Annotated in this window: 18 protein-coding genes; 16 read left to right on the top strand and 2 right to left on the bottom strand. The window is 33.2% G+C overall.

Annotated elements, in window-relative coordinates:
* Positions 1–306 precede the first annotated feature (306 nt).
* The 16 genes from KHA98_RS20745 to KHA98_RS20670 all read left to right on the top strand — a co-directional run bounded on the left by KHA98_RS20745 (position 307) and on the right by KHA98_RS20670 (position 21,004).
* A complete protein-coding gene (locus KHA98_RS20745) occupies positions 307–1,284 on the top strand; it encodes a ribonucleotide-diphosphate reductase subunit beta (protein WP_089054274.1) in 978 nt (325 codons plus the stop codon).
* A 264-nt stretch (positions 1,285–1,548) separates the two neighbouring features.
* Positions 1,549–3,945 carry a ribonucleoside-diphosphate reductase subunit alpha gene (locus KHA98_RS20740; RefSeq protein ID WP_213259906.1) on the top strand — a complete coding sequence of 799 codons (2,397 nt, stop codon included), beginning with the start codon at positions 1,549–1,551 and terminating at the stop codon, positions 3,943–3,945.
* 211 nt (positions 3,946–4,156) lie between these two features.
* Positions 4,157–4,426, top strand: coding sequence for a hypothetical protein (locus KHA98_RS20735; protein ID WP_213259905.1), 270 nt, complete (start codon positions 4,157–4,159; stop codon positions 4,424–4,426).
* A 568-nt stretch (positions 4,427–4,994) separates the two neighbouring features.
* Entirely contained in the window at positions 4,995–5,822 is an 828-nt protein-coding gene (locus KHA98_RS20730) for a prephenate dehydratase (RefSeq protein WP_213259904.1), read from the top strand.
* A gap of 126 nt (positions 5,823–5,948) precedes the next feature.
* Positions 5,949–7,094, top strand: a complete 1,146-nt coding sequence (locus tag KHA98_RS20725) for a pyridoxal phosphate-dependent aminotransferase (protein ID WP_213259903.1) — start codon at positions 5,949–5,951, stop codon at positions 7,092–7,094.
* 116 nt (positions 7,095–7,210) lie between these two features.
* Entirely contained in the window at positions 7,211–8,071 is an 861-nt protein-coding gene (locus KHA98_RS20720; RefSeq protein WP_213259902.1) for a prephenate dehydrogenase, read from the top strand.
* A 12-nt stretch (positions 8,072–8,083) separates the two neighbouring features.
* Positions 8,084–9,166, top strand: a complete 1,083-nt coding sequence (locus KHA98_RS20715) for a bifunctional 3-deoxy-7-phosphoheptulonate synthase/chorismate mutase type II (protein WP_213259901.1) — start codon at positions 8,084–8,086, stop codon at positions 9,164–9,166.
* A gap of 304 nt (positions 9,167–9,470) precedes the next feature.
* Entirely contained in the window at positions 9,471–10,448 is a 978-nt protein-coding gene (gene rsgA / locus KHA98_RS20710; protein WP_213259900.1) for a ribosome small subunit-dependent GTPase A, read from the top strand.
* 151 nt (positions 10,449–10,599) lie between these two features.
* A complete protein-coding gene (dtd, locus tag KHA98_RS20705) occupies positions 10,600–11,052 on the top strand; it encodes a D-aminoacyl-tRNA deacylase (protein ID WP_213259899.1) in 453 nt (150 codons plus the stop codon).
* Positions 11,053–11,154: 102 nt separating this feature from the next.
* Positions 11,155–13,062 carry a DUF3857 domain-containing protein gene (locus KHA98_RS20700; RefSeq protein WP_213259898.1) on the top strand — a complete coding sequence of 636 codons (1,908 nt, stop codon included), beginning with the start codon at positions 11,155–11,157 and terminating at the stop codon, positions 13,060–13,062.
* 16 nt (positions 13,063–13,078) lie between these two features.
* The gene (locus KHA98_RS20695; RefSeq protein ID WP_213259897.1) at positions 13,079–15,097 is read left to right on the top strand and encodes a DUF3857 domain-containing protein; all 2,019 of its coding nucleotides are present in this window, start codon (positions 13,079–13,081) and stop codon (positions 15,095–15,097) included.
* 308 nt (positions 15,098–15,405) lie between these two features.
* On the top strand, positions 15,406–15,732 hold the full coding sequence (locus KHA98_RS20690; protein ID WP_012022600.1) for a nucleotide pyrophosphohydrolase: 327 nt from the start codon (positions 15,406–15,408) through the stop codon (positions 15,730–15,732).
* A gap of 98 nt (positions 15,733–15,830) precedes the next feature.
* Positions 15,831–17,060, top strand: coding sequence for a 3-phosphoshikimate 1-carboxyvinyltransferase (gene aroA / locus KHA98_RS20685; protein ID WP_213259896.1), 1,230 nt, complete (start codon positions 15,831–15,833; stop codon positions 17,058–17,060).
* 357 nt (positions 17,061–17,417) lie between these two features.
* Complete coding sequence (gene queA, locus KHA98_RS20680) at positions 17,418–18,467, top strand: tRNA preQ1(34) S-adenosylmethionine ribosyltransferase-isomerase QueA (RefSeq protein ID WP_213259895.1); 1,050 nt, start codon at positions 17,418–17,420, stop codon at positions 18,465–18,467.
* A 491-nt stretch (positions 18,468–18,958) separates the two neighbouring features.
* On the top strand, positions 18,959–20,236 hold the full coding sequence (gene kynU, locus KHA98_RS20675) for a kynureninase (protein WP_213259894.1): 1,278 nt from the start codon (positions 18,959–18,961) through the stop codon (positions 20,234–20,236).
* Between the two features lie 336 nt (positions 20,237–20,572).
* The gene (locus KHA98_RS20670) at positions 20,573–21,004 is read left to right on the top strand and encodes a YMGG-like glycine zipper-containing protein (RefSeq protein ID WP_213259893.1); all 432 of its coding nucleotides are present in this window, start codon (positions 20,573–20,575) and stop codon (positions 21,002–21,004) included.
* Between the two features lie 52 nt (positions 21,005–21,056).
* Here the strand turns inward: KHA98_RS20670 and KHA98_RS20665 are convergent, their stop codons facing one another.
* Positions 21,057–22,868: a hypothetical protein gene (locus KHA98_RS20665; RefSeq protein ID WP_213259892.1), complete on the bottom strand. Its 1,812-nt coding sequence runs from the start codon at positions 22,866–22,868 to the stop codon at positions 21,057–21,059.
* Positions 22,869–23,067: 199 nt separating this feature from the next.
* Positions 23,068–24,624: a hypothetical protein gene (locus KHA98_RS20660; RefSeq protein ID WP_213259891.1), complete on the bottom strand. Its 1,557-nt coding sequence runs from the start codon at positions 24,622–24,624 to the stop codon at positions 23,068–23,070.
* Positions 24,625–24,734 lie beyond the last annotated feature (110 nt).

The raw sequence follows: 24,734 nt of genomic DNA, 5'->3' as shown, positions 1-24,734 counted from the left end.
GATGTGTTTTTTCTCAAAAATAGAAACAGTCCGGACTCAAAAAAACTTTTAAAAACAATTTAAAATTTCTTGCTTTTTATTTCAAAAAGTCTATATTCTACGGCCTTTGATAATGCAAATCTGGTTTTTAAGTTGCTTATTTACAATTATTTAATTATTGTATGAAAAGTATTTCACTTTTTGGCTGTTGTTAAAAACTACGCCGAATTGTGAATAAGTTTGACTTTCATTTTTGGTAGCAAATGACAATCTTTGTAGTCTACTGAATTAGTAAAATTTTCGGTAAAAAAATTAAATAAAACAGTCATGTCACAAGTCGAACCAATATTACAAGAAAATAAAAATCGTTTCGTTATTTTTCCTATCAAACACCATGATATTTGGGAATGGTATAAAAAAATGGAAGCTAGTTTCTGGACTGCGGAAGAAATCGACTTGCACCAGGATTTGACAGACTGGAATAATAAATTAAGTGACGACGAAAGATATTTCATCAAACACATTTTGGCATTTTTTGCGGCTTCTGACGGAATCGTAAATGAGAACCTTGCTGAAAACTTTGTAAATGAAGTTCAGTATGCTGAAGCTAAATTTTTCTATGGATTCCAGATTATGATGGAAAACATTCATAGTGAAACTTATTCTTTGTTAATTGATACTTATGTTAAGGATGAAGCTGAAAAAGCAGAATTGTTTAACGCTTTGGAAGTTTTTCCTGCAATTGGTAAAAAAGCAGAATGGGCTTTAAAATGGATCGAGTCAGATTCATTTGCAGAAAGACTTATTGCTTTTGCTGCAGTTGAAGGAATCTTTTTCTCAGGAGCTTTCTGTTCTATTTATTGGTTGAAAAAACGTGGATTAATGCCAGGTTTAACATTCTCTAATGAATTAATCTCTCGTGACGAAGGTGTACACTGTGATTTTGCAGTTCACTTACATAATCATCACTTAGTTAACAAAGTTCCAAAAGACAGAATTAAAGAAATCATTGTTGATGCTTTAAATATTGAAAGAGAGTTTGTAACAGAATCTCTTCCGGTAAGTTTAATTGGAATGAATGCGACTTTAATGACGCAATACTTAGAATTTGTTGCAGACAGATTGTTAGTAGAATTAGGTTGTGAGCGTGTGTATGGATCAGCGAATCCGTTTGATTTCATGGACATGATCTCTCTTCAGGGAAAAACTAATTTCTTTGAAAAACGTGTTGCAGAGTATCAAAAATCTGGTGTGATGAACACCGATAGTGATGCTCAGAAAATTTCATTTGATGCAGATTTTTAGACAACAAAAATACTTTTAGTGCCTGCTCTTCAAGAGATACTAAAAAAAGATTAACAGAATATTTTAAGGTTGAATCTCTATTCCCCAAATCGTAGATTCAATAGCAATTTTTTACGGATTTAAATTCGGTTTTCGAATTTGAAACGAGTAACTATTGAGAATTTGGTAATTCTCAAAAAATAATTTTAAAACACGCAATGTTTAAGTGCCGGAAATCGTTTTTCCAGTGTCTTTCATTTTTTCAATAACTAAAATAGTAAGCTTATGTATGTAGTAAAAAGAGATGGCCACAGAGAGCCCGTAATGTTTGATAAGATTACAGAAAGAATCAAAAAATTGTGTTACGGCTTGAATGAGCTCGTAGATCCTGTTAAGGTAGCGATGAGAGTTATTGAAGGATTGTATGATGGGGTTTCAACTTCTGAATTGGATAATCTTGCAGCAGAAACGGCGGCTTCTATGACTATTGCGCATCCTGATTATGCTCAATTGGCAGCTCGTGTAGCAATTTCGAATCTACATTCAAATACTAAAAAGTCGTTTTCTGAAACGATGAAAGATATGTACAATTACGTAAATCCAAGAAACGGACAAGATGCACCGTTGCTTTCGGATGAAGTATTTAAAGTAATTCAGGAAAACTCTGCTTTCTTAGATTCTCATATCATTTATACAAGAGATTTTAATTACGATTACTTTGGTTTCAAAACCTTAGAGCGTTCTTATCTTCTTAAGATAAACGGAAAAATTGTTGAGCGTCCGCAGCACATGTTAATGCGTGTTTCTGTTGGTATTCACTTAGACGATTTAAAATCGGTTATAGAAACTTACGACTTAATGTCTAAAAAGTTCTTTACGCATGCAACACCAACGTTGTTTAATGCAGGAACTCCAAAACCTCAAATGTCTTCTTGTTTTCTTTTGGCAATGCAGGATGATAGTATTGATGGTATTTATGATACTTTAAAACAAACAGCAAAAATCTCGCAATCAGCGGGAGGAATTGGTCTTTCTATTCATAACGTACGTGCAACAGGATCTTACATCCGCGGTACAAACGGAACTTCAAATGGAATTGTTCCGATGTTGAGAGTTTTTAATGATACTGCACGTTACGTAGATCAGGGTGGTGGAAAACGTAAAGGAAGTTTTGCGATTTACATCGAAACATGGCATGCTGATATCTTCGATTTCTTAGATTTAAAGAAAAATACAGGAAAAGAAGAAATGCGTGCGAGAGATTTATTCTTCGCAATGTGGACTTCAGATTTATTCATGAAACGCGTTCAGGAAGATGCGTCATGGACTTTAATGTGTCCTAACGAATGTCCGGGATTATACGATGTTTACGGAGAAGAATTCGAAACAATGTATTTAGATTACGAATTTAGAGGAAAAGGAAGAAAAACAATCCGTGCTCGTGAATTATGGGAGAAAATCCTGGAATCTCAAATCGAGACAGGAACACCATATATGTTGTACAAAGATGCGGCAAACCGTAAGTCAAACCACAAAAATTTAGGAACAATTCGTTCTTCAAACTTGTGTACAGAGATTATGGAGTTTACATCTAAAGATGAAATTGCAGTTTGTAACCTGGCTTCGCTTTCATTACCAATGTTTGTTGAAAACGGAAAATTTGATCACGAAGCGCTTTATAACGTAACTAAACGTGTAACTCGTAACCTGAACAAAGTAATCGACAGAAATTACTATCCGGTAAAAGAAGCTGAAAATTCTAACTTCCGTCACCGTCCGGTAGGATTGGGAGTGCAAGGATTAGCAGATGCTTTCATCATGCTTCGTATGCCTTTTACAAGTGATGAAGCAAAAGTTTTAAATCAGGAAATTTTCGAAACATTATACTTCGCTGCAGTAACTGCTTCAATGGAAATGGCAAAAGAAGAAGGACCATATTCAACTTTTGTAGGTTCTCCAATGTCACAAGGAGAATTCCAACACAATATGTGGGGAATGAAAGATGAGGAATTATCTGGTCGTTGGGACTGGGCTTCTTTAAGAAAAGAAGTTATGGAGCATGGAGTTCGTAACTCTTTATTAGTGGCACCAATGCCAACTGCTTCGACTTCACAAATTCTTGGAAACAACGAAGCTTTCGAACCTTATACATCAAACATATACACACGTCGTGTATTGTCTGGAGAATTCATCGTAGTAAACAAACATTTACTGGAAGACTTAGTGAAACTAGGTTTATGGAACGAAGAATTGAAACAAGAAATTATGCGTCATAACGGATCTGTTCAAAATATTGATATTATCCCGCAAGACTTAAAAGATCTTTATAAAACAGTTTGGGAAATGTCGATGAAAGATATTATCGATATGTCTCGTCAAAGAGGTTACTTTATTGACCAGTCTCAATCGTTGAACTTGTTCATGCAGGATGCAAACTATTCTAAACTTACGTCAATGCACTTCTACGCTTGGCAATCAGGTTTAAAAACAGGAATGTATTACCTAAGAACAAAAGCGGCTGTAGATGCGATTAAATTCACATTAAACAACGATAAAAAAGAAGAAACTACAGGAGCTGCAGCAGCAGTTGAAACTGAAGAAATCAGCGTTGAAGATTATAAAGCAATGTTATTAAAAGCACAAGCAGCAGGTCCAGAGGATTGCGAAATGTGTGGGTCTTAATTTTTTTAGAAGAAAGAAAATAGAATAAAGAGAAAAGATTTATTCTGAGATTATATAAGAAAGCAGTTGTCATTTTGATAACTGCTTTTGTTTTTTAGGAGCTGTTTCCTGCTTTACGTTTCAATCTTTTTATTTTTAAAGAAAAAATAAAAAGGATTTCCACTCCAATCGGGCTAAAATATTTGGGTTACATTAATGTAAATTGAAAGAAATGGATTTATTAGAAAAAACAGTTCAAAATAAAAAAGAGCTTTATAATCTTGCAATATGGTATTATGAAAAGATCGATCCGCAAGAATATGAAGCTTTAAATTTCGATAGTGTTGTTTCGAAGTCTATTTCAATTTTAATTGATCATGATTTTATTCCAACGCCATGTATTGAAATCAAATTAGAACTTCAAAATGATCAAATAAAAGTTGGGAATTATTTGTTGTATATTGATGAAAACAAACAATTTCTAGATGAATTTTTATTTTAAAGATTTTTAAACATAGCCCAAGGTTTCAACCTTGGGAACATGTAGGGAAGAATCGTCGCGTACCCAAGGTTGAAACCTTGGGCTATGTTGATTGTGATTATATAATCACAATATCCCCAAAAATCCCTCGTTCCTCGGATGACAAGTTTGCGAAGCAGTATTTGTGTAATCCGACCAAATAATCACAAAGATTTGAGCTTATTCGTGAATTCGTGGCAAAAAAACTTAGCCACTTAGTATCTCAGAACCTCAGAACCTCGTTTTAATATTCTCATTTAAAGCCATATTTTTTATATTATCATACAAAACATCATAAATTTGTTAAGAAATCCCTTTTTGTTTCATAAAATGCAATCTTTTTTTTGGCGCACTAAAAATAATTTATACATTCGCAGAGAATTTAAATAATAACACAAACAAAATGGCATCTAACCGTTTTTATTTTAGCAACTCTTTTTATTTCTTCTTTAGTAGAAGTGAGGATTGTGCTATGGTTATTTGAAAAATATAAAAGACAAATAAAACTAATATACAATCCTGATGCAAATCAGGATTTTTTTTTGAATATATGACAACGAAAATTGCAATACAAGGTATAAAAGGTTCATTTCATCATCAGGTAGTGAATGAGTATTTCGCTGAAAACGTGGAAATTGATGAATGTTTATCTTTTGAAGAATTGGTTGACAGCCTGCTTTCAGGAAAATCTGATCAGGCAGTTATGGCAATCGAAAACTCAATTGCAGGGCCAATTATTCCGAATTATGCTTTGATTGACAAGAACAATTTACACATTATAGGAGAACATTATTTAAATATTCACCAAAATTTAATGGCTTTAAAAGGTCAGAAATTAGAAGATATAAAAGAAGTTCATTCGCACCCAATGGCACTTTTGCAATGCATGGATTATTTGAAACAGTTTCCAAATATTAAACTGGTTGAGGATAAAGATACGGCTGAAACAGCAAGAAGAATTCAGGAAAAACAATTAACCGGAATTGCAGCAATTGGAAGTAAAGTAGCCTCAGAAATGTATAATTTGGATATTATCGCACCGGAGATTCAAACGATTAAAAACAATATGACACGTTTTGTAATCATTAAAAAGCAAAATTCATTTTTGCCGGAAAACGAAATCAACAGAGCGTCTATCAAATTTGAATTAGATCATAAAAGAGGAAGTCTGGCAGCAGTTTTAAATGTAATGAGCGACTGCAAACTGAATTTGACAAAAATCCAGTCGCTTCCAAAAATCGAGACGCCTTGGAAATATTCCTTTTTCGTTGATGTTACTTTCGAGAAGTACGAAGATTATTCAAAAGCAAAATCGTTATTAAACATAATGGCAGAATATTTTAAAGTGTTGGGAGAATATAGAAACACAAGGCCTTAGAAGGAAATTCCAAATTTTTGAAATTCCAAATTCCAAGGTTTGTCAGGCTGAGCGAAGTCGAAGCCATTTAGTTAGAAATTTAAAAGAGCCTAAAGCATATAGCTTAAAGCCTAAAGCAGAAAAAAAATGATTACAACAGCAAAACGATTAGACACAGTTGAAGAATACTACTTCTCCTCAAAACTGAGAGAAGTGAGACAACTGATGTCTGAAGGAAAATCGATCATCAATATGGGAATTGGAAGCCCTGATTTGAGTCCGTCCAAAGCAGTAATTGAAGCGGTTGCCGCAGCAATTCAAGACGAAAACGGGCATGGTTATCAAAGCTATCAGGGATTACCGGAAATGAGGCAGGCGATGGCAGATTTTTATCAGGATCAGTTTGGTGTTGCAGTGAATCCGAATAATGAGATTTTACCATTGATGGGTTCAAAAGAAGGAATTATGCATATTTCGTTGGCATTTTTAAACGAAGGTGATCACGTTTTAATTCCGAATCCAGGTTATCCAACTTATACTTCGGTAACCAATTTGGTAGGAGCAGTTCCGGTTTATTATGATTTAAAAGAAGAAAATCAATGGGAACCAGATTTTGAAGCATTAGAAAAACTGAATCTTTCGAAAGTGAAAATTATGTGGCTGGGTTATCCGCACATGCCAACAGGAGCGAGAGGAAGTTTAGCGTTATTTGAAAAATTGGTAGCCTTTGCTAAAAAACACAACATATTATTGATTAATGATAATCCTTATAGTTTTGTTTTGAATGATAATCCGATGAGTTTATTGCAAGTTGAAGGTGCGAAAGAAGTGGCTTTAGAATTAAACTCATTAAGTAAAACATTCAACATGGCAGGCTGGAGAGTCGGAATGGTTTTGGGAAATCCTGAGATTATAGATGCCGTTCTAAAAGTAAAAAGCAACATGGACAGCGGAATGTATTACGGAATTCAGAAAGGAGCAATTGCAGCTTTAAAATGTGATAAATCCTGGTTTGAAGATCAAAATAAAATTTACAGACGCCGTAGAGAGTTGACAGAGAAACTAGCAGAAAAATTAAACTGTAAAGTTTATAAAGAAGGAGTTGGATTATTCGTTTGGGCCAAACTTCCGGAAGGAATAGAATCAGCAGAGAAGTTCATTGACGAAATATTATATGAGAAACATATTTTCATTACACCGGGAACCATTTTTGGAAGCAACGGCGAAGGTTATATCAGATTCTCATTGTGTGTAAAAGAAGAAAAAGTACAAGAAGCTATTGATAGATTTTAGGGATGAGATTTCCTGCAGGGTTTTCAAAACCTTGTAGGTATGAATTCGAAAGTCTGAAATTAGAAACCTACAAGGTTTTGAAAACCTTGCAGGAATGGCTTCAAATAAAAAAGAATATGAAAGTATACGTAATAGGAATAGGGTTAATAGGCGGTTCGATGGTGTTAGACATCAAAGGACGTTATCCTGATGCGACTATTTTAGGAATCGACAGTAACGAACAACATTTGCAACAAGCAATTGATCTTGGTGTTATTGACGAAGCGGGAAGCTTTGAAGATTTACAAAAAGCAGATTTTGTAATCGTTTCGGTTCCAGTAGATGTTGCGCTGACGGTTTTGCCTAAAGTTCTGGATGCAGTTGGAGAAAAAACAATTGTTTTTGAAGTAGGATCGACTAAAAAACCAATCTGCGATGCAGTGGCAAATCATCCGAAAAGAAGAAATTTTATTGCAACGCATCCAATTGCAGGAACAGAGTTTTCGGGACCATCAGCAGCAATAAGAGGTTTGTTTCAAGGAAAAACAAACATTATCTGTGAAGTCGAAAAGACAGCTTTTAAGTTACAAGAGAAAGCATTAAATCTTTTTACTTCAATCGGAATGAGGATTCGATATATGGATCCCGTTTCGCACGACAAACACATTGCTTATGTTTCGCATTTATCGCACATTAGTTCGTTTATGCTCGGAAAAACGGTAATGAACAAAGAAAAAGACGAACAAGATATTTTTGACATGGCGGGAAGTGGATTTGAAAGCACGGTTCGTCTCGCAAAAAGTTCGCCGGCGATGTGGACACCAATTTTTAAACAAAATAAGGAACACGTTCTGGAAACATTAGAAGCCTATATTTTAAACCTGAGTCGGTTTAGAGATTTGCTAAAAGAAGAAGATTACAATGCCATTTTTGAAGAAATGGAGAGCACAAATAAAATTAAAGAAATACTAAACGGATTAACAACAACTAAAAAGTAAATTAGAATTAAGATGGAAAATAAGAAAGAAATGAGAAAGTGGTTAGAAGATTTCAATTTAAATCACCCACTTGTGATAGCTGGACCTTGTAGTGCAGAAACTGAAGATCAGGTTTTGAAAATCGCTCACGAATTAAAAGATTCAAAAGTTAGCGTGTTCAGAGCTGGAATCTGGAAACCAAGAACGCGTCCGGGAGGATTTGAAGGTGTTGGTGAAATCGGATTAAAATGGTTACAAAAAGCTAAAGCTGAAACTGGTTTATTAATGGGTACTGAAGTTGCAACTGCAGCGCACTGTAAACTAGCTTTAGAACACGATATCGACGTATTATGGGTTGGTGCACGTACAACTGCAAACCCTTTCGCAGTTCAGGAAATTGCTGATACTTTAAAAGGAACTGATAAAATTGTTTTGGTGAAAAACCCTGTAAACCCAGATTTAGCTTTATGGCTTGGTGGTGTTGAGCGTTTACACATGGCAGGTATCGAGAAATTAGGTGTTATTCACAGAGGTTTTTCTACTTACGAAAAAACAAAATACAGAAACATTCCAGAATGGCAGATTGCTATCGAATTACAAAATAAATTCCCTGATTTACCTTTAATCATCGATCCATCTCACATTACAGGAGATCGTAAAATGATTTTTGAAGTAACGCAAGAGGCTTTAGATTTGAATTACGATGGTATGATTATCGAAACTCACATCGATCCGGACAATGCTTGGTCTGATGCTGCTCAGCAAGTTACTCCAGATGTTTTGAAAAAAATCATTAAAGATTTGACGATTAGAAAAACAGATGATACTACAGATGAGTACAGTTCGAAAATGACTAAACTAAGAGCTAACATCGACGTTCTTGATGCTAACTTATTAGAGTTATTAGGAAAACGTATGAAAGTTGCTGACGAAATCGGTCAGGTGAAAAAAGATGCAAACGTAGCGATTCTTCAAAATAACCGTTGGAATGAAATCTTAGGAAAAATGATTCTTGAAGGTGAGAAAAAAGGGCTTACTGAAGAGTTTGTTTTAAGAATGTTTAAAGCAATTCACCAGGAAAGTATTGGTCACCAGGAGAAAATTTTCAACGCATAATTTTTGCTAAATCATATAAGTGATATAAGATAAATTAAGTTTTTATAAACTGCATTTTAAAGTTTTCTTATAGCATTAATTAAAGATAGATTGTTTTTTTTGAAAATCCCTATTGCTTCGAAAGAGGTGATGGGGATTTTTTTTTAAACATAGTCTAAGGTTTCAACTTTGGGTACGCGACCCATATTCCAATCTTTGTCTTCCAAGGTTGAAACCTTGGGCTATGTTTAAAATTATTCATTTATCTTTGCAAAAGTTTAGGATTTGAATCTAAAATCTAAAATTAGAAATCTAAAGTATAAGAATGACAGGACTCGTTTACAAATCTACAGGAAGCTGGTACACCGTAAAATCTCAAAATGGTGATTTTATTGAATGCCGTATGAAAGGAAAATTCAGAATAAAAGGTATAAAAAGTACCAATCCAATTGCTGTAGGTGATATTGTTGATTATGAATTAGATGAAACTTCCGATACTGTAACGGGAACTATTCATAATATTCACGAAAGAAAAAATTATATCGTTCGTAAATCGGTTAATCTTTCTAAGCAGATTCATATTATTGCTTCTAATATTGATCAGGTTTTTTTACTGGTTACAATTGATAATCCGCCAACGACAACTAGTTTTATTGATCGTTTTTTGGTTACAGCCGAAGCTTACGGAATCGAAGCTATTCTTATTTTTAATAAAATAGATACTTTAAACGATCAGACCTTAGATGATCAGCTTTATCTGCAGCATATTTATCAGGAAATTGGATATAAATGCCTAAGAATTTCTTCTACCGAAAATAAGGGTGTTGATAAGCTAAAAGAAATGATGATTGGTAAAGTTAGCATGTTTTCAGGGCATTCCGGAGTTGGAAAATCTACTTTGGTTAATGCAATGGAACCAACACTTCATTTAAAAACTACTGTGATTTCAGAACAAAGTAAACAAGGTCAGCACACTACTACTTTTGCCGAAATGTATGATTTGTCTTTTGATGCAAGAATTATCGATACACCTGGAATTAAAGGTTTCGGAATCGTTGATATGGAACCAACAGAAATAAGTGGTTATTTTCCTGAGTTTTTCAAGTTAAAAGATCAATGTAAGTTTAACAACTGTTTACATAAAGAAGAACCGCATTGTGCCATTAAAGCGGCGCTGGAAAAAGACGAAATTGCCTGGTCACGTTACAATAGTTATCTTAAAATTTTGGAAGGTGACGAAGAACATTATCGCACAGATTCGTATGGTGAAGATCGTGCTGCGAGTGATGAAACAAGGAAGTAAAAGTTTAAATTCCAATTTTATAAATTCCAAATTCCAATTGGATAACGTAACGTTTGTATTGTAGAGATGCAATGCAGTGCATCTAATATCCAGAATTAAATTCTGTCAAATCTTTTAATATTTGGTGCTAAACCACAATTCACAATTATCAATGAAAGTAATAATCCAAAGAGTTTCTCAAGCATCTGTAACTGTAGATTCTAATATTGTTGCAGACATTCAAAAAGGTTTATTGGTTTTAGTAGGAATAGAAGATGCCGATACACAGGAAGACATTGACTGGCTTACTGGTAAAATCATAAAAATGAGAATTTTTGGAGACGAAAATGATGTAATGAACTGCTCGGTTCAGGATATCGATGGCGATATAATTGTAGTAAGCCAGTTTACACTTCATGCATCTACAAAAAAAGGAAATCGTCCTTCTTATATAAAAGCTGCAAAACCGGATTTCGCAATTCCGATGTATGAAAAATTTGTAATTTCTTTGGAAAAAGAATTTGAGAAGAAAGTACGAACCGGAATTTTTGGTGCCGATATGAAAGTCAGTCTGTTAAATGACGGACCAGTTACCATAACAATCGACAGTAAAAACAGAGAGTAAAAACAGAGAGTAAAAACAGAGAGTAAAAACAGAGAGTAAAAAATAATAAACAAATGTTAAGGATTTCTAAAAATAATATATATTTGGCGAAATTACTTACGAATGAAAAACCCCTTATTTGCGTTATTTTTTTGCCTGTTTACGCTTACCTCTTTTGCTCAAAAGAGTGAATATTCTTCCTTAACAATTGCCGACAGTCTCAAGCAAAATGCAGATGCAGTTGTGCGTTTAGACCAAATGGATATTACGATTGCTTCACAACGAAGCATGAACATCAAAACCCAAAAAATAGTAACGGTTTTAAATGAACAGGGATTAAGTGATGTAGGTGCTTATCAACACTATGATAAATCAACTTCAATAAAAAATATAGAAGCCATCGTTTATGATGCATTTGGTAACGAAATAAAAAAGATTAAACGAAAAGATTTTAAAGACCAAAGTGCCGTAAGCGGGAGTACACTTTTCTCCGATAATCGTGTTCTTTATTTAGAGTATACACCCGTTTCCTATCCTTTTACGATTGTTTATAACAGCGAAATCGAAAACTCAAACACGGCTTTTATACCAAGATGGTACTTTTTGGGAGGTTATAATGTAAGTATAGAAAAAAGTATATTCAATGTATCTTATCCAAATAACCTGGGATTTAAAAAGAAAGAGTTTCAATTTTCTAACTTTAAGATACAAAAAACGGTTGATACAGATATTAAACTAAGTTATGTAGCAAATAATATTTTAGCAAGAAAAGCCGAAGATTATAGCCCATCGTCAGAGAATCTTTTTCCGAAGGTAATGATGGGGCTGGAAAAATTTCACTTAGAAGGTTATGACGGAACTGCAACAACCTGGGAAGCATTTGGAAAATGGTATGCAGATAATATACTTACAGAAACTACAGTTTTGCCAGAGGAAACCAAGACAAAGATAAAAGCACTTGTAGGTAATGAAAAAGATCCTATTAAAAAAGCAAAAATCATATACGATTACGTACAGAAAAAATCTAGATATGTAAATATAGCCATTGGTATTGGAGGCTGGAAACCTATGTTGGCAAGTGATGTTGATCGTTTAGGTTACGGAGATTGTAAAGCACTATCCAATTATACTAAAGCACTTTTGCAAGTGGTAGATGTTCCTTCATACAATACCATTTTATACGGAGATCGTTATAAATCGAATATTCAGTCTGATTTTGTTTCTATGCAGGGAAATCATATGATATTGGCAATTCCGACAGGAGATAATTATACATGGCTGGAATGTACAAGTCAGGATGATCCTTTTGGTTACCAGGGAACTTTTACTGATGATCGTGATGTTTTGGTTGTAAAGCCAGAAGGCGGAGCAATTGTAAGAACAAAAATTTACGAGGATAAAGGAAATACGCAGAAAGATAAAGGAACTTATTCGATAGATGAAAATGGAAATTTTTCAGGTTCAATAGCGATAATTTCAGAAGGTTCTCAGTATAGTAAAAAGTACGGGATCGAACATTTACAGCCCACAGAAAAAGAAAAACATTATAAAGACTATTGGGACAATATCAATAACCTTAAACTTAATAAAATATCTTTTGTGAACGATAAAGAAAATATTCGTTTTACCGAAGATGCTCAGGTTACAGCACTTAATTATGCAACTATTTCGGCCAACAAAATGATGTTTGTTGTAGACGCTTTCAACCAAAATACCGGAAACGTTAAACGTATTAGAAATAGAAAAAATCCATTTGAAATCCAAAGAGGTTATCTGGATTCTGATGAAATCGAAATTAATTTACCTGCTGGTTTTACAATCGAATTTTTACCCTCAAACTATGAGTTAAAAGGGAAATTTGGAGAATATAAAACGGAGATTGTCAAAAAAGACAGTAATAAATTGACCTACAAAAGAACGATGTTTTTAAATAAAGGACAATATTCTAATAAAGAATATGATGAATATCGTCTTTTTATGGAACAAGTAGCAAGAAACGATAACGCCAAAATAATACTAACCAAAAACTAACCAAGACCTAACCAAAATGAAATTAATTAAACTTTTTAGCCTGTCTCTGATTTTGTTCATTGCTCCAAAAGCGATGGCGCAGGAATTCAAATTAGGAAAAGTTTCTGTTGCTGAACTGGAACAGAAAGTACATCCTAAAGATTCTTCAGCTGTTGCGGCAATACTTTTTAAAAGAGGTGAAACCAGAATTGAATACGATCAAAGTGAAGGATGGTTTGTTACTTTAACTGATGTAGAAACCAGAATTAAAATTTATAAAAAAGAAGGTTATGACTGGGCCAATCAAAAAGTATGGTATTATAATACATCTAACTTAAAAGAACGTGTGTTTTTTAACAATGCTGTTACCTACAATTTAGTTAATGGGAAAATTGAAAAGACAAAACTAAAAAGTGATGGAGTTTTTGATGAAGTATTAAATAAATACAGAGGGCAAAAAAAGATTACAATGCCAAATGTAAAAGAAGGATCGGTAATCGAATTTAGATATACTATTAAATGTCCGAGTGACAGAATTATCAGAGATTGGGATTTTCAAACTTCAATTCCGGTTAATTATTCTGAATTCTCCACTTTTATTCCGGAGTATTATGTTTTTAATTCCAGACAAAAAGGGTATATTTTTCCTAAAATGACCGCACTTAAAAATCCTAAATCGATCACTTTCTTAAATAAAGAGAGATCAGATCAGGGAAATGTATCTAAGACTTCTTTCTCAAATGATAAATTAGATTATATGGAAAATAAGACTACTTACAAAGCAGTAGATTTTCCAGCAATGAAAGAGGAAGCTTATGTGAACAATATTGATAATTATATTTCAAGTGTTCAATATGAATTATCATTGACAAAGTTTCCAAACTCATCTATGAAAGAATACTCAACAGACTGGAATTCGGTTGTAAAAACAATTTACGAATATGATGATTTTGGTCCTGAATTAAATAAAACAGGATATTTTGAGGATGATTTAAAAGTTTTGTTAGCAAATGCAAATACTCCTGAGGAAAAAATACAATTGATTTTAAATCACGTAAAAACCAATGTAAAATGGAATGGCTATACTGGCTATGGTTGTGAGAACGGAGTTAAAAAAGCCTACAAAGAGAAAACCGGAAATATAGCCGATATTAATTTAATGCTTACAGCAATGTTGCGTTACTCCGGGTTAACGGCTAATCCGGTATTGTTAAGTACACGTTCTAATGGTATTGCTTTGTTTCCTAACAGAACCGCTTTTAATTACGTTATTGCAGCAGTAGAAACTCCAAACGGAAATATTTTAATTGATGCTACAGACAAACTAGCAACTCCAAATGTATTGCCATTAAGAGTTTTAAACTGGTCAGGAAGATTAATACGTAAAGATGGTACATCTGATGAAATAGATTTAATGCCAAGCAAGGTTTCAAGTGATATGATTTTTATGAATTATAGCATTGATCCCGAAGGAAAAGTTACCGGGAAAACCAGAAGACAATGCACAGATTATAATGCGATGGTGATGAGAGATGTGATTGATGACGTAAAAGAAGAAGAATATTTAGAAAAACTGGAAAATAAAAACAATAAAATTGAGATTAGCGAATATTCAAGATTAAACGAAAAAGAACTTTTAAAGCCAACTATTGAAACATACTCGTTTACGGGAAATAATTTGACAGAAGTAATCGGAGGTAAAATATTTGTAAGCCCGATGTTGTTTTTTACAAACGATAAAAATCCGTTTAAACAAGAAGTTCGCGAATATCCTGTAGATTTTAGTTTTCCTTTTGTCGACAAATACAACATTTCAATTCAGATTCCGGATGGATTTGCAGTTGAAACTTTGCCTGCGCCAGTTGTTTACAGTATGGAAGATAACTTAGGTAGTTTTAAATTTAATATCGTGACAACGGGAAATATGCTTCAGTTAAGCGTAGTACATCAAATTAACGAAGCCATTGTTTCTACAGAGAAATACGATATGCTAAAAGAATATTACAAAGGAATGATCGCAAAGGAAACTGAAAAGATTGTTTTAAAAAGAATCTAAAAACTAGGATTGAAAGTTGAGTAATAGTTGCTTTTTAAGCCAGTTTATAAAATGGGGAATTCTAAAAGGCAACTATTGCAAAACTTAACCATAAGATTTTATAGATTCAATTGAAATAGGTTGAATAAGTCAGTAATGTAATCTGAATCTTAAATTTTACTTTTAGAATAATAAAATTCAAATTGACAGTGTCAAAGATGTAAACAATAGTATTTTTGTAGCTTCGAGTTACGATATACTTTAAAAGTTTTTTCAGAAGATAATCGTAAGTCAAAAGTAGATAATTATTCTAAAAAAAAATATAAGAAATGGATTTAAAAAATGCACAACTTGACGTTGATACCTGGATAAAAGAACACGGAGTTCGTTACTTCAACGAATTAACCAATATGGCGCAGCTTACTGAAGAAGTTGGCGAAGTTGCCAGAATCATAGCTCGCAGATATGGAGAGCAATCTGAAAAAGAAAGTGATAAAAACAAAGATTTAGGAGAAGAATTGGCAGATGTTGTATTTGTTGTGCTTTGTTTAGCAAATCAAACTGGAATTGATTTACAAGCTGCTTTTGATAAAAAAATGGACTTAAAATCAGTAAGAGATAAAGATCGTCACAAAAACAATGATAAATTGAAATAATTGTGAAATTTCAGCGCGAATTTTGATTTACGGGCGAGGAGTGGTAAATTGCACGTCTGGATTATATAACTCATAATTCGCAACTCATAAATACTATCATGAATTTAAAATTAAGCACGAATTCACCATTCACAATTGATGATTCGCAACTCAATATCACTGGTTCTAAAAGTGAAACAAACCGCTTATTATTATTAAAAGCATTATTTCCAAATATTACGTTAGCCAATACTTCCAATTCTGATGATAGTGAAGTGATGCAAAAAGCATTAGTTGGTAATAATGAAATTGTAGATATTCATCATGCAGGAACAGCAATGCGTTTCTTGACTGCTTATTTTGCAGTTAATGAAGGCAGAGAAGTTGTAATGACCGGATCAAGCAGAATGCAGGAACGCCCAATCAAAATTCTGGTTGAAGCTTTGGCGCAATTAGGTGTTGAAATTTCATATGAAAAAGAAGAAGGTTATCCGCCAATCAGAATAAAAGGAAAAAAAGTTACGGCTTCAAAAGTGACTTTGGCAGCAAATGTGAGTAGCCAGTATATTTCGGCTCTTCTTTTAGTAGCTTCAAAATTAGAAAATGGTTTAGAGCTTACTTTAGAAGGAGAAATAACTTCAATTCCATATATCAAAATGACGTTGGCTTTGCTGGCTGATTTAGATATTAAAACAAGTTTTGAAGCAAACGTAATTAAAGTTTATCCAAAAGAAGCGGTAGAAACAAAAGAAATGGTTGTAGAATCAGATTGGAGTTCAGCTTCTTATTTCTTTAGTTTGGTGGCTTTGGCCGATGCTGCAAAAATTACTTTAAGCAGTTATAAAGAAAATAGTCTTCAGGGAGATTCAGAATTGGTTTCTCTTTATGAAAAAATGGGGGTGAAAACCACTTTCCAAAACAACAAAATGACTTTGGAAAAAGTTGCTGGATTTAATTATCAGGATGTAAATTTTGAATTGAATAATACACCAGATATTGCACAGACAATTGTGGTTACTTGTTTAGGTTTAGGAATCGGATGTCACTTAACAGGTCTTCATACTTTAAAAATTAAAGAAACTGACCGACTTGAAGCTTTAAGAATTGAGTTGACAAAATTAGGCGCAAATATTTCCGTAACAAACGATAGTTTGACTTTAGTGTCTTCAGAAAATATCAATCACGATATTCATATTGCAACTTACAACGATCACCGTATGGCAATGGCTTTTGCACCGCTTGCGATCAAAGTGCCAATTATCATTGATGATGCAGAAGTAGTTTCAAAATCTTATCCTGATTTCTGGAATGACTTAAAAGCTTTAAATTTTCAAATCTCTGAAATGTAAAATTTATTGAACCATATAAGTGATATAAGTTCATTTAATTAAAAGCGTATAAAACATGGCCTCTGATTTTAATCAGAGGTTTTTTTTATAGTAAACCTGACAAGTTTATAATCTCAAAATAATAGGAACTTATATAACTTATATGGTTTAGAATAATTTCCCAATAATTCAAAAAAGTTAAAATTGATTAAAAAAAGCTTGTTTTTAATGAGGCTAAAACAGCAGTAAATCAAGGACTTTTGAAAATAAACGTCAAAACACTTGACAACGCCTATCTCACAATCGTATATTTGCATTCGATTTAATATTTTAGATACATAAATCTGGAATAGATATTTTAAAATCTTATACTTCAATATGAAATTATCACACTTCAATTTCAATTTACCAAAAGAACTTTTAGCGGAATTTCCAGCAGAGAACAGAGATGAGTCTCGTTTAATGGTAATCGATCGTCAAAAACAAACTATAGAACATAAAATGTTTAAAGATGTTATCAATTATTTTGATGACGGAGACGTTTTAATTCTTAACAATACAAAAGTTTTCCCTGCACGTTTGTACGGAAACAAAGAAAAAACAGGAGCAAGAATTGAAGTTTTCTTATTAAGAGAATTAAATTCTGAGCAACGTCTTTGGGATGTTTTAGTTGATCCGGCAAGAAAAATCCGTATTGGTAATAAACTTTATTTTGGTGATGACGATTCATTAGTTGCTGAGGTAATTGACAATACAACTTCTCGTGGAAGAACTTTACGTTTCTTATACGATGGTTCTTATGAAGAATTCAGAAACAAACTGACAGAACTTGGAGAAACTCCAATTCCTAAATACATCAACAGAGAAGTTACTGCTGAAGATGCTGAAAGATACCAGACTATTTACGCAAAAGAAGAAGGAGCTGTAGCGGCACCAACTGCTGGTTTACACTTCTCAAAACACCTTTTGAAAAAATTAGAAATCAAAGGAGTAAATTTTGCTGAAGTTACATTACACGTAGGTTTAGGAACTTTTAACCCGGTTGAGGTTGAAGATTTGTCTAAACATAAAATGGATTCTGAAGAATTAATCATCAGACAAGAAGCTTGTGATATTGTAAATGATGCAAAAGCGAAGAAAAAACGTATTTGTGCGGTTGGAACAACTTCTATGCGTGCAATCGAAAGTTCTGTTTCTTCTGCAAATACTTTAAATCCTTACGAAGGATGGACAAATAAATTTATTTTCCCTCCTCACGATTTTAGTATTGCAAACTGTATGATTACGAATTTCCACACACCAAAATCAACATTATTAATGATGATTTCTGCTTTCTGTGGTCACGATTTAATGAAAAGAGCATACGACGAAGCGATCAAAGAAGAATACAAATTCTATTCTTACGGAGACGCAATGTTAATCCTATAATCTGAAATTTATTTTTAGATCCAAACCCGACAGCTTTTAAAACCTGTCGGGTTTTTTGGTTTTTAAAATGTTTCAAGTTTCAGGTTTCACGTTCGTTGTGAAATTTAAACGCAAAGTTCGCAAGTAATTTATTTATCTAAAGATTATACAGATTAACATAGATTAAAAATATCCCTTTAATCTTTTAATCTCTGGCTAACTTTTTATATAATAATTTTGCAATTTATTCAGAACATAGCCCAAGGTTTCAACCTTGGTACGTATTGTATTCCGATGTTTGTGTACCCAAAGTTGAAACCTTGGGCTATGTTTTATATAGAGCTAACAAAAATGTTTTTAAGACAAAGTTTTGAGAACTTAGCCTTTGTAAAAGTTAACATTGAAAAAAATCTTTGCGAACTTTGCGATTAACTCGCACAAAGCATATCAACTTGAAACAAAACAAACAATAGAGGAAAAATTTGTTATTTTAGCAATCAAAACAAAAAACAATGACTTTTCAAAATACACGCGAATTTGCACGAGAGCTAGATTCGAAAGACACACTAAATCACTATCAGGAACAATTTATTTTTCCGAAAGTAAACGATAAACGAGTAATCTATTTTACTGGAAATTCGTTAGGATTACAGCCTAAACGTACCAAAGCTTATATCGATGAAGTAATGAACGACTGGGCAGATTTGGCAGTAGAAGGTCACTTTTATGCCGAAAAACCTTGGTGGGATTATCAGGAGAGATTTGCAGAACCATTGAGTAAAATCGTTGGAGCACTTCCGTCAGAAGTTACCGTAATGAATACTCTGACAGTGAATCTTCATTTATTGATGGTTTCATTTTATCAGCCAAAAGGAAAGCGCTATAAAATCATCTGCGAAGAAAAAGCATTTCCATCTGATCAGTATATGTTTCAAAGTCAGGTTCATTTTCATGGCTATAAACCCGAAGATGCAATCGTTGAAATTAAACGTCGAGAAGGAGAGCACAACATTCGCTTGGAAGATGTTCTGGCTAAAATTGATGAAGTGGGAGACGAACTGGCTTTGGTTTTAATTGGCGGAGTAAATTATTATACCGGACAAGTTTTTGATATCAAAACCATAACTGCAGCTGGACACAAAGCGGGAGCAAAAGTAGGTTGGGATTTAGCACACGCTGCGGGAAATATCAAATTAGAACTTCATGACTGGAATGTAGATTTCGCTGCCTGGTGCAGTTATAAATACATGAATTCAGGACCTGGAAATGCTTCCGGTTGTTTCGTTCACGAAAAACACCATCATAATCCTGATCTTCCTCGTTTTGCAGGTTGGTGGGGGCACAATAAAGAACGTCGCTTTAAAATGGAACCAAATTTTGATCCGGTTCATGGAGCAGGCGGATGGCAGATTAGTAATCTTCCGGTACTTTCGTTGGCACCATATTTAGCTTCAGTAGAAATGTTTGCTGAGGTTGGAATGGATGCTTTAATAGCAAAGCGCGATCATATTACATCTTATTTAGAATTTATTTTACATGAAATTGATAAAGAAGTAGAAAGTACTTTCGAAATTATCACACCTTCAAACCCTGCAGAAAGAGCTTCGCAATTATCTGTTTTTTTACACGGTGAAGGAAGAAGTTTATTCGATTATTTAATGAAAAACGGAGTAATTACAGATTGGCGTGAACCAAATGTAATTCGTCTGGCACCAGTTCCGTTATATTGTTCTTATGAAGATATGTATGACTTTGGTCAAATCCTGAAAAAAGGAATTTTAGGGAAGTAGAAAACGTACTGTTTGTCATTTCGACCGAAGGGAGAAATCGCACTCGAAATTCCGTAAAGTATTGAGCCAATCTTTGTCGATTCTCGAGTGCGATTTCTCCCTTCGGTCGAAATGACAAGCTGTGACGCCTATTTGTTTCTTAAGCATAACTTTGCGTCTTAGCGACTTTGCGAGATTTTTATAGAAATGCCAAAAAATAAAATCAGCTAAATCAGCAGAATCTGCCTGGAACAACCTTAAATCTTCTAATTTTATAAACTTTCCTGAAAATTCTGTAATAACCAATATAACAGATATTCCTTATTTTGTAGTGTATAATTATTAAAAACTACAATCATGAAAGGCTTATATATTTTATTAGCAATAGTTCTTTTCGCTTCTTGTCAAAATCAAAGTAAGGAGAATATAAATAAAGCCAAGCAAGCCAGCATTGATTCGATGAAAGTTGAAATTAGCAAACAACGTGTCATCGATTCGATGAAAACGGAAATGGCTAAAATAAAAGAAGAACAAAAAACAGAAGCTCAAAAAGTTGTTGTCGTACATCAAAATGACGGAACATCTACAGCTGCAACTACAACTGCCAAAAAGAAAGGCTGGAGCGCAACCGCTAAAGGTGCTGTAATTGGTGCAGGAGTTGGTGCAGCAACCGGAGCAATTGTCAGTAAGAAAAAAGGAGAAGGTGCTATTATTGGTGGTCTGGCCGGAGCTGCTTTGGGAACTGGAACCGGAGCTGTAATTGATAGTAAGAATAAAAAGAAAGAGTAAATAGTTTAGAAATAAAAACGCCGATTTAGTACTTCTAAATCGGCGCTTTGTTTTAAGCTAATTCCAATGTTGGAATTTTAATGGCGTTTAATTCAGATTTGTAAAAATCAAATTGGTTTTTAATTCTTTCCTCATCATTTTTAAAATATAAAGTAGAGGAGAATAAAGTTTGATAATATTCAATTCCTTCTAAAATGTTTGTTTTAAAAGAATTCCACTTTTTAAGCTGATTCGCTGTAACCTCTGCGGAAATCGTTTCAATTTCATTTCTGAAATAGTCAACATACATTTTTAATTCCTTCACAAAAAGGTTCGGACGGTCATTGGTTCTTAAAACAGTTTTTCCCTGATAAATATGCTGTAACATATCTTTTAGGGAAACTTCCTGATCAAAGTAAGCCATATTTGGTCCTGGACAAATAACAACACCTTGAGATTGGCCTTTTATTTTAATATCATTTTCTAAATAAGAAGCATTTGCCAAACCGACACAGAGACATGATTTTTCTGTAATTTTAATTTTGCTTTGTTCAAATTCTTTTTCTGATAGAGAATCTTTTTTAGCATCTAATTCTTCCAGTTTTATATCCTGATATTTTTTTGAAGCAGTACAAATTCCGTGTGGGTCATATTCTTTACTTAATGCAAGGAATTTCTTTGGGCACGAACTTCCCGCTTTGTTTTCATGAATACGTTTCTGTTTTAAGATTTCGTTTGTAGTTCCGTGTAGCGTATTAAACGGAACACCCAAAGGTGAAATATGACTTAGATATAAATCTTTTTCTTTAGCATTTATTAATAAATCTCTTGTCTGCTGATCTACAGAAGTGGCTTCCGGAACCAATAAAAAAGGAGAACCCCAACCGACAGAATCAACATTGTATTTTTCTAATAAAAAATCATGCTCTTCTGCAGTTCCAACACCGCCCTGAACGGTGATTTTTAATTCTAAAGGACTTTCTGGAAAAACCTGATTTTTTAGCTGTAAAGCCTTAATCATTAAATCATGGGCAGATTGTATCAGTTGTTCTTTTTTCTGCTTGAATTCCTCTAAAATCGTACCCAGTAAGAGTCCGTCAGTGGCAAACGCATGTCCGCCGCAGTTTAATCCGGATTCAATTCTATATTCTGAAACCCAAAGCCCTTTTTTGGCAAGGAAATTTCCCTGAATCATAGCCGATCTAAAATCACTTACTTTTAAGATGATTTTCTTTTTCAGTTCGTTCTTTTCATTCGGGAAGAAATCTTTAAAATTTTCAAAATAACTGTAAAGTCTCGGATTCATTCCGGCAGAAAGTACAACAGAAGATTTCAGATTACTATTTGCAAAACCTCTTAAAGCCGCATGAGCATCATTAAACTCAATTGGTAATTGCTCATTTTTAATGAAATTATCTTTGTCCAGTTTTGTCATGATGTTAACATCAATTTCTCCGGGAAAAAGATGAGATTCAATATAATTCTGGATATTTTCTTTAAAAGCAATTCCGTCATCCATTAAATTTTGAAAGCCTTTTTTAATGTCGGAAGTATTAGGCAGCATCGACATGAAATTTTCTACAGCTGTTTTGCTTTCTGCTAATTCTGTTTTGAAATTTTCGAATTTGTCTTTTACAATTTTATCGACTAAATTCAGGTAAGAAGTAATTCTTTCCGCACGATAATCATGAAATTTCTGTGTAATTTCTTCGTATGGAATGTTGAATTTAGTACTGTAAAAATTACGCATCTTTTCAATCAAATCATCATCTGCTATAGAAACAACAGACGAAATTCCGTATTGTGCCACTCTTATTGGGCTGTCTATCGTATAGGCAAGTCCCATCACCGGAATGTGAAAAGTATGTAAGGGTGTTTTTGTCATTTGTTTTCAGATTAAAATAAAAGCAAATGAAAAAAAATATTTTTTTTTAAAACCTGATAATTGTCAGGTTTCGAAGTGATTGAGAATACAATAAAAAGGTTGCCACGAATTACAGAAATTTTCTCGAATCTTCCTTTTTTTGGCAAAGCAGTTAAAAAATTAGTGCCAATTCGCGAAATTCGTGGCAAAAATAATTCTTCTAAATTAAAATTTTCTTCAATGATTCGGCAATACTTCGCCATAAAAAGTTGTAGAATGACTTTTCCTGAATACGTTCTACTTCAACATCGGCGGTTTTGGCTTTGTCTTTTGAATCGTTTTTGACCAATAAATTGGCGATAGTAGTTTTGAGTTTGGCTTCTTTTTCGGGATCTTTCTTCTTATATAATTTTACTTTTAAATCGTCATAATCCAGAGATGCATTTCCTTTTGAGACATTATCGTTACCATAAAAATTAAAACGGTATTTATTAAAAGTTCCGGTAAAGGTAGTATTCATATATGGTTTAGTAAACCTTGTCATGGCTGTAACGTCAAAATTTGAAATTAAACCCTGAATATGAAATCCATCATTTTTATCCAGAACATTAAAACTCCAATCTACATCCAAAGGAGAATTTTTCATGAATAAACATTTGATTTTGATTTTTACATCGTCAGTTTTTTTCAAACCAAAACCGCTTCGCAGATTAATTGCTTGCAAATTAAATTTATCGAAGTTTAAAACTCCGGGACCTTTTGTAAAATCAATTTCTTCTTCATAAACCAACTTAGATTTTAAAACCTGCAAAGTGTCAATCTGAAGTGGAAATTTAATATTTCGCAATAAATGATTGTACAAATATTTTTTGCTTAAATCATCATTTGGGATTTTGCTTCGATAAATATTGGCATCAAAATGATTCATCATGATTGAATTTGCTTTGAAATAAAAACGATCATTTTTAAATCCCCAATCCATTTTTGAGATTTGTGCTGAATCTAATTTTAACGTATAGATATCTTTCTCTTTTTCTAATTTTCGAACAAAATCTTTACGGCTGAATTGTGGCAGTAGAGAAAAATTATTGATTTTCAGAAAGTTTTTCTCCGTACTTATTTTTCCAATATTAATATGATAAAATGCACTCGGTCTATAAAATAAACTATCGCAGATTAAAGCATATGTTTTATACTGCATCGGAATTTTTTCTTTTAAAGTGGCATCGGTTATTAAAATACCTTCCAGTTTTAAAATGATTTTTTTAATGCTAAATATTGGTTTTTCGGTATCTAAGGAAACAACATCAACGGTTCCGTTATTTAAATAAATGTTGGAGACCGCAACGATTTTTCGAAAAGGTTCGATGATTTCGCTTTTGATGCTTTTGCTGTTATTCAGAAGTTTTTCGCCTTTTTTATATAAAATCACACGGGGTTTATTGATGATAATACTTTCGGCCTGAATAATATCACGAAACGCCAAATCCCAAATATTGAAATGTTTTATAGTAATCGATTCAATTTTAGAGAATAATCCGTTTTTGCTGTCTTTAGGTTCATTTTTAGGATGTATCAATAAAGTTTGTGCGTAGATATTTCGGGAGAAAAGGGAGACTTCAATTTTTTCATAATGAATGTTATAAGCCGTTTTGTTTTTCTCATGAATAATAATCGGAAGTTGCTTTTTAATCCAGTAATTCAGACCAATATTGACCAGAATTACAAAAAGAAATAGAGAAATTGCTCCAATTGCTATTTTTTTATAGACAGACATTTATAGTATTAATTTTAAATACATAAATTTAGACTTTAAAACAGAATGATCTTTACATTATTCTGCAATTTCGTTACATCATTTTATAAACTTCATTATTATACTTTTTG

It is taken from the genome of Flavobacterium branchiicola (genome assembly GCF_018383905.1).
GTDB classification, from domain to species: Bacteria; Bacteroidota; Bacteroidia; order Flavobacteriales; family Flavobacteriaceae; genus Flavobacterium; species Flavobacterium branchiicola.
Note: the sequence above shows the minus strand (reverse complement) of the source record. Positions and strands in the feature narration are given on the sequence as shown.

What these genes read in the sequence shown, in the direction of transcription:
- KHA98_RS20670 (WP_213259893.1), top strand. Translation starts at nt 20,573, where the DNA reads ATGAAAGGCTTATATATTTTATTAGCAATAGTTCTTTTCGCTTCTTGT.
- KHA98_RS20740 (WP_213259906.1), top strand. Translation starts at nt 1,549, where the DNA reads ATGTATGTAGTAAAAAGAGATGGCCACAGAGAGCCCGTAATGTTTGAT.
- aroA (WP_213259896.1), top strand. Translation starts at nt 15,831, where the DNA reads ATGAATTTAAAATTAAGCACGAATTCACCATTCACAATTGATGATTCG.
- KHA98_RS20660 (WP_213259891.1), bottom strand. Translation starts at nt 24,624, where the DNA reads ATGTCTGTCTATAAAAAAATAGCAATTGGAGCAATTTCTCTATTTCTT.
- queA (WP_213259895.1), top strand. Translation starts at nt 17,418, where the DNA reads ATGAAATTATCACACTTCAATTTCAATTTACCAAAAGAACTTTTAGCG.
- KHA98_RS20700 (WP_213259898.1), top strand. Translation starts at nt 11,155, where the DNA reads ATGAAAAACCCCTTATTTGCGTTATTTTTTTGCCTGTTTACGCTTACC.
- kynU (WP_213259894.1), top strand. Translation starts at nt 18,959, where the DNA reads ATGACTTTTCAAAATACACGCGAATTTGCACGAGAGCTAGATTCGAAA.
- rsgA (WP_213259900.1), top strand. Translation starts at nt 9,471, where the DNA reads ATGACAGGACTCGTTTACAAATCTACAGGAAGCTGGTACACCGTAAAA.
- KHA98_RS20730 (WP_213259904.1), top strand. Translation starts at nt 4,995, where the DNA reads ATGACAACGAAAATTGCAATACAAGGTATAAAAGGTTCATTTCATCAT.
- KHA98_RS20720 (WP_213259902.1), top strand. Translation starts at nt 7,211, where the DNA reads ATGAAAGTATACGTAATAGGAATAGGGTTAATAGGCGGTTCGATGGTG.
- KHA98_RS20735 (WP_213259905.1), top strand. Translation starts at nt 4,157, where the DNA reads ATGGATTTATTAGAAAAAACAGTTCAAAATAAAAAAGAGCTTTATAAT.
- KHA98_RS20715 (WP_213259901.1), top strand. Translation starts at nt 8,084, where the DNA reads ATGGAAAATAAGAAAGAAATGAGAAAGTGGTTAGAAGATTTCAATTTA.
- KHA98_RS20690 (WP_012022600.1), top strand. Translation starts at nt 15,406, where the DNA reads ATGGATTTAAAAAATGCACAACTTGACGTTGATACCTGGATAAAAGAA.
- dtd (WP_213259899.1), top strand. Translation starts at nt 10,600, where the DNA reads ATGAAAGTAATAATCCAAAGAGTTTCTCAAGCATCTGTAACTGTAGAT.
- KHA98_RS20695 (WP_213259897.1), top strand. Translation starts at nt 13,079, where the DNA reads ATGAAATTAATTAAACTTTTTAGCCTGTCTCTGATTTTGTTCATTGCT.
- KHA98_RS20665 (WP_213259892.1), bottom strand. Translation starts at nt 22,868, where the DNA reads ATGACAAAAACACCCTTACATACTTTTCACATTCCGGTGATGGGACTT.
- KHA98_RS20725 (WP_213259903.1), top strand. Translation starts at nt 5,949, where the DNA reads ATGATTACAACAGCAAAACGATTAGACACAGTTGAAGAATACTACTTC.
- KHA98_RS20745 (WP_089054274.1), top strand. Translation starts at nt 307, where the DNA reads ATGTCACAAGTCGAACCAATATTACAAGAAAATAAAAATCGTTTCGTT.